Annotated in this window: 5 protein-coding genes; all 5 read right to left on the bottom strand. The window is 72.4% G+C overall.

What is annotated here, in order from left to right; all coding sequences use genetic code 11:
- The coding region (locus VI078_00195; protein ID HEY5997706.1) for an MCP four helix bundle domain-containing protein at positions 1-1,069 on the bottom strand (1,069 nt) is incomplete at its 3' end.
- Positions 1,070-1,135: 66 nt separating this feature from the next.
- Positions 1,136-1,528: a response regulator gene (locus tag VI078_00190; protein ID HEY5997705.1), complete on the bottom strand. Its 393-nt coding sequence runs from the start codon at positions 1,526-1,528 to the stop codon at positions 1,136-1,138.
- A 201-nt stretch (positions 1,529-1,729) separates the two neighbouring features.
- Complete coding sequence (locus VI078_00185; protein ID HEY5997704.1) at positions 1,730-3,433, bottom strand: sigma-54-dependent Fis family transcriptional regulator; 1,704 nt, start codon at positions 3,431-3,433, stop codon at positions 1,730-1,732.
- Between the two features lie 19 nt (positions 3,434-3,452).
- A complete protein-coding gene (locus VI078_00180) occupies positions 3,453-4,787 on the bottom strand; it encodes a DUF4388 domain-containing protein (protein HEY5997703.1) in 1,335 nt (444 codons plus the stop codon).
- Positions 4,788-4,798: 11 nt separating this feature from the next.
- A complete protein-coding gene (locus VI078_00175) occupies positions 4,799-5,275 on the bottom strand; it encodes an N-acetyltransferase (protein ID HEY5997702.1) in 477 nt (158 codons plus the stop codon).
- Between the last annotated feature and the right edge of the window lie 153 nt (positions 5,276-5,428).

Raw genomic sequence — 5,428 nt, 5'->3', positions numbered from 1 at the left:
TCCCCGCGATCTCGCGCATCGCCGCCACCGTCTGCGTCACCGCGCGCCCGCCCTCGCGCGCGTCCTCGGAGGCCTTCTGCGCGATCTTCGCCGTCTGCTGCGCGTTGTCCGCGTTCTGCTGGATGTTCGCGACCATCTGCTGCATCGAGGCCGAGACCTCCTCGACCGACGCCGCCTGCTCGCTCGCCCCCTGGCTCATCTCCTCCGAGCCCGACGCGAGCTGCTGCGCCCCAGCCGAGACGTTGTCCGACGCCTGTTTCACGTCCGCCACGACCTCGCGCAGCTTCCCGAGCATCGTCTGCATCGCGCCGAGCATCTGCCCGACCTCGTCCTTCCCGCCCCCGTCCACCGACAGCGTCAGGTCCCCGGCGGCCAGCAGGTTGGCGACGCGCGCGCCCTCGCCGATCGGGCCGGTGATGCTGCGCGTGATCGCCACCGCGATCACGGCCGCCAGCACCACGGCGCACGCCAGCAGGATCGTCATGAAGCGGATCGTCCGCGTGGCGGTCTCTTCAATCGCCGCGTCCGCCTTGTGCATATCCCCCAGCGCCAGCGCCGCCTCGTCCTTGGCGTTCTCTTCCGCCTTGCGGACGTCATCCTTGACGTCCGCCATCCCGGCGTTTCCCTCCTTCGTCGTCGTGATCCTCCCGGCCTGGATGTCGGCTGCCACCTTCTTGAAACCCGCCGCGTAGACGGTCAAGGCGCTCTTGATCTCGCGCACCTTTGCCTTTTCCTCATCGGTCAGGGCAAAGTCCAGTTTCTCCAGGTTCGCCAGCCGCTCCTGCGTGCCCGCCCACTCGTCCTCCCACTGGCGCAGGTAGTCGGCCTCCTTCACCTTGTCGCCGATATTGATGAAGTAGTCCTTCTCGAAGCGCCGCAGCCCGAGGATGTCAGAACGCAGCGCCGCCGATGCCTCGCCGACCTTCGCATCGCCCGCCAGCATCTCGTCCACGCTGTCGCGCAGCAGGTTCACACCCCAGAACCCCGAGGCGCCGACGCCGAGCGCCAGCACCACGAGCAGCGCGTAACCGACCCCCAGGCGCATCCCGACCCGCATGTTCTTCAGCATCCCCGCTCCCCTCCCACCCCTCGTGATTGCCCCGCGGGCCCGTCAGCGCCGGGCGCCGCCCCCCCCTCAGCCCACGGACGGGCCGGACACCTCGGCCAGCTGCCGCTCCACGACGCGCCCGAGATACGGCAGGCTCACCGGCTTCTCGAGATAGTCGTCCGCCCCGACCTCGAAGCCGAGCAGCCGGTCGTGCTGCTGCGTCTTGCCGGTGAGCATGACCACGACGGCGTGCTTCGTGGCCGCATAGGACTTGAGCTTCCTGCAGACGGTCCGCCCGTCTACCAGCGGCAGCGAGACGTCCAGGACGACCAGGTCGGGGCGGTGCTCCGCCGCCAGGAGCAGCGCCTCGGCGCCGTCGTACGCGGCGAGGACGCGGTATCGGGACGAGAAGAACTCGACAAGCATGTCGTTGACCAGCCGCTCGTCCTCGACGATCAGGAGTGTCTTCCGCGCTTCCATGGCCAGCCCCTCCCGTTGACCCGCCGGGTCATGCAGCAAGGACCATGCCAGCCACCCGCGGCAGGCGCCGCGGGGACGGCAGTCCGGGCGCGGCGCGCGCAGGAGCCCCTTCGGGGCCGACAACGGTGGTCTTCCCTGCTCGGAGGACCGCAGGGAGGCTGTGCCATGGCACAGCGGTGTGTCACGCGCGCTGTGCCGGTGTCACACCGGCGGGCCGGACTCCCCCTCGCCTGCGCCGTGCTCCGCCAGCTTCCGGTAGAAGGTCCGCCGGCTCCAGCCGAGCAGCTTTGCGGCCTCCGTCCGGTTGCCCCCCGCCCGCTCGATGGCGCGCTGGATGCGCTCCGCCGGCGGGAGGTCGTCGAGGCGCCGCCCCCCGGGGACGACCGTGCGCACCTCCGGCGGCAGGTCTTCCGTCGTCAGGATCCGCGACCCGGCCACCACGATCGCCCGCTCCAAGGCGTGCTCGAGCTCGCGGACGTTCCCGGGCCAACGGTGGGCGAGGAGCACCTCCATCGCCTCCGTCGACACCTCGTCCACGGGCCGGTTCAGCCGCGGTCCGAGCTTGGCGAGGAAGTGGCGGGCCAGCAGCGGGATGTCGGTGGCGCGCTCGCGCAGCGGCGGCATCCGGATCTCGACCACGCGCAGGCGGTAGTAGAGGTCCTCCCGGAACCGCCCCGCCGCGATCAGCGCCGCGAGGTCCCGGTTCGTCGCCGCCACGACCCGCACGTCGACCCGGCGCGGCACCGACTCGCCGACGCGCTCGATCTCCTTGTTCTGGAGCACGCGCAGCAGGCGCAGCTGCAGCTGCGGGGAGATGTCGCCGATCTCGTCGAGGAAGATCGTGCCCCCGTCCGCCGCCGCGAAGCGCCCGACCCGGTCGGCGACGGCCCCGGTGAACGCCCCCTTCACGTGGCCGAACAGCTCGCTCTCGAGCAGGCTCTCGGTGAGCGCCGAGCAGTTGACCTTCACGAGCGGCCGGGTGCGGCGCGTGCCGGTCGCGTGGATCGCGTCGGCCACCAGCTCCTTGCCCGTGCCGCTCTCGCCGGTGATGAGCACGGTGCTCTCGACGTCGGACAGCCGCTCGACCAGGGCGTAGATCCCCTGCATGGCGGGGCTCTCGCCGACGATCCCGTGAAACCCCGGCCGCGCCTTGAGCTGGCGCTCGAGCGTCGCCAGGCGCGTCTGGTCCCTGACGACGAGCACCGCGCCGGTCACCACCCCGCCCTCGCCCAGCAGCGGCGAGGTCGAGAGCGCGATCACCTGCGCGACCCCGCCGTGCCCCCCGGACTCCACGTGGTCGAGGTCCATCGGCCTGCCCGTGCGCAGCGTCTCGCGCAGGATCCAGACGCAGCGGGGGCTGGCGTCGCGCGCCACCTCCTCGAACTGGCGTCCGACCATGTTCTCGCCCCGGAAGCCGCAGAGCCCGGAGCGGTTGGCCTCCACGACGCGCATCCGGTCGTCGACCATCACGACCAGGTCGCGCATGCCCTTGAATATCGCCTCGAGGTTGGCGCGGTAGGCCTCCCGCTCCTCGAGCAGCGCCTTGTGCTCGAGGCCGAGGCGGCAGGCGTGCACCAGGGTGTCCTGGCGCACCGGCTTGACGATGTAGTCGAACGCCCCGCGGCGCAGCGCCTCGGTGGCGGTGTCGATGGTCGGCGCGCCGGTGATCATGATCACGGGGCACAGCGGCAGGCGCTCGCGCAGGTGCGTGAGCACATCGATCCCCGACTCGCCCGCGAGGGTGATGTCGACGAACGCCATGTCGACCGGGCCGGTCGCGAGCGCCGCCGTGACATCCGCGTCGCCCGCGCAGGGCACCGCGTCGTAGCCCTCGACGTCGAGCAGGGCCGCGAAGACCTCCCGCAGGCCGGCCTCGTCGTCCACCACCAGGATGCGTGGCTTCACGCCCGGACCACCGCCCCCCTCACCGGAAGATCTTCCGGATGATGCCGTCGGCCCGCCCTTCGGAGTCCGCCGGCAGGTCCGCGAGCTCCGCGCGCGCCGCCCGGCTGGACGGGTCGATGCGCTGCGCCCGCCCGAACGCCTCGCGCGCCTTGCGGTAGAGCCGGCCGGCCCGGTAGACCCTCCCGAGGGCGACGTAGTGCGCCGCGTTGCCCGGGTCCAGGCGCGCCGCCTCGAGCAGGTGTTCCTCGGCCTCGGGCAGGCGCTTGATCTGCATCAGCGCGAGGCCGAGCTGCTGGCGGAAGCCGGGCTCCTCGGGGCGCAGGCGCACCGCCTGGCGCAGGGCGTCGGCGGCCTGCCAGTAGTTGCGCTTGGCGAGCCAGTCGCGGCCGATCGCCCAGTAGCGGCGCGCGGGGTCGGCCTCGGCCTTCGGGACCACCCGCCCCGGCGGACGCGGCTCCGGCGCCGGCTGCTTGCGCCGGCGCCCGCCGGTGAGCGCCTCGAAGGCCTCGGTCACCCGGTCGAAGACCTCCTGCGCCTCCTTCTGGAGAGTCGGCGGGCAGCCCGCCGGCACGGAACCGGGGCCGAGGACCGCCCCGATCTTCGCGTAGGCCGCCTGGGCGGCCGCGGCGTCGGCGTCGTCCGGGACGCCGAGCAACGCGTGCGGGCCGCCCCCGAGCCGGCGCCGCAGCTCCTGCACGAGGAAGGAGGCCTCGTCGACGGCCTCGAGGCGCCGCGCCTCCTCGAAGCTGATCGTGGCTTCCGCCCCGAAGTCCTCCTCGCGCAGGACGATCGTCTCCTCCTCGTCCGCGGGCACGGCGTCGGGCGGGACGGCGGCCGCCCCCGCGCCTGGCATCCCGGGCGCCGCCCGCCCCGCCCGGCGCCGCGCGCCGTCGTGGAGATAGAGCGCCAGCGGGATGCGCAGGAGCACGGTGCCGGGGGCCGGCTTGCGCCCCTCCTCGAAGACGAACTCCCCCGAGCGCATCTTCTGGAGGCGGTCGAGGATGGTGACCACCTGCGCCGAGACCGCCTGGTAGAGGTCGGAGAGCGTGATCACGCCGTTGAGCACGAGGGTGATGCCGAGCTTGCGGTTCCCGGACCGGCTCTCCTCCCAGTAGCGCCGGTGGTCGGCGCGGGTGAGCTTGCCCTGGACGATGAGGATCTCGCCGAGGCGGTCCGTCCGCTTCGTCGAGCTGCTGTAGATGATCATCCCGCCGCGCAGGTAGAGCCGGCGCGTGATCCCGCCGCGGGTGACCGTCAGGCACCCGTCGCGTCCCTCGCGCAGGAGCGCGAACAGGACGGCGGCGAGCGAGTGCTCCTCGATGCGGCCGCTCGCGGGGAACGACGGAGGCGACATGGCGACGCGGTTCAGAGGACCCTGAGGACGGCCGTCTCGTCGCAGTTCGGGAACTTCGAGCACTTGAGGCAGTCGCGCCAGACCTTGTGCGGCAGGTCGGCCTTGTCCACCCGCTCGAAGCCGATGTGCCGGAAGAAGTCGGCCTGGTACGTGAGCGCGAACACCTTGGGGATGCTCAGCCCGCGCGCCTCCTCGATGCAGCGCTCCACGAGCGCGCGGCCGACGCCGCGGCGGCGGATCTTCGGGTCCACCGCGAGCGAGCGGATCTCCGCGAGGTCGTCCCAGATGACGTGCAGGGCGCACACGCCGATGAGGGCGCGGCGCGGCCCCTCCGCGACCGTGAAATCCCGGATCTGCTCGTAGATCTCGGAGAGCGACAGCCCGAGCATCGTCTCCTTGGACGCGTAGTGATTGACGAGGGCCTGGATCCGGGCCACGTCCTTGATGATCGCCTTGCGCAGCGTCACGCCCCCGGCGCCGCCGCTCACCCGCCTTCCTCCCCGGGCTCCTCGTCGAGGATGCTCTCGAAGAGGCCGTCGATCTCCGCCGGCGAGACGCCGCCGGCCGCGGCCGCCGCTGCGGGCGAGGGACGGGCCGGGACGCCGGCGTCGAAGCCCAGGTCGTCGACCACGGCGGGCGCA

It is taken from the genome of bacterium, assembly GCA_036524115.1.
Lineage (GTDB): Bacteria > JAUVQV01 > JAUVQV01 > JAUVQV01 > DATDCY01 > DATDCY01.
The sequence above is the reverse complement of the archived record's forward strand: the minus strand, read 5'-3'. Positions and strand labels throughout refer to the sequence as shown.